The 391-nt window shown below is 66.0% G+C and carries 1 protein-coding gene; it reads right to left on the bottom strand.

What is annotated here, in order from left to right:
• On the bottom strand, positions 1-348 hold a 348-nt coding region (locus M44_RS30170; protein WP_420167131.1), incomplete at its 3' end, for a hypothetical protein.
• Between the last annotated feature and the right edge of the window lie 43 nt (positions 349-391).

Here is a 391-nt window from a genome sequence, read left to right on the forward strand (position 1 = left end):
GTCGTCGAGGACGCGCTGCAGCGTCGGCGCGATCGCATCGGCGATCGCCGCGGTGTGCAGGTCGCGCGACACGACGATCAGCTGGCCGTCGCGCGTGCCGTCCTTCAGCGAAGCAAGTTTCATAAGGGGGACTCTGCCGTTGTAGTGACGATGGAGGGAATCTATTTTACGATGGTGAATCCCTGCGGCGCGCTGCGATTGTGCGCGCTGTTTTCTCCCCGATTCCTGCCGCCTTTTCGCGCACCTGCCGCCCATGCCCGCCAGCCCGCTTCCCGACGACGATCTCGCCGACTCCGACACCGACGACGCCGCTTCCGGCGAGCACGGCGAGAAGGTCCGTTCCGGCATCCAGTCGATCGAGGTCGGCTTCCGCCTGCTCGACGTGCTGACG

The sequence above is a fragment of the Bacillus coahuilensis m4-4 genome (assembly GCF_000171615.1).
Classification (GTDB): domain Bacteria; phylum Bacillota; class Bacilli; order Bacillales; family Bacillaceae_K; genus Bacillus_T; species Bacillus_T coahuilensis.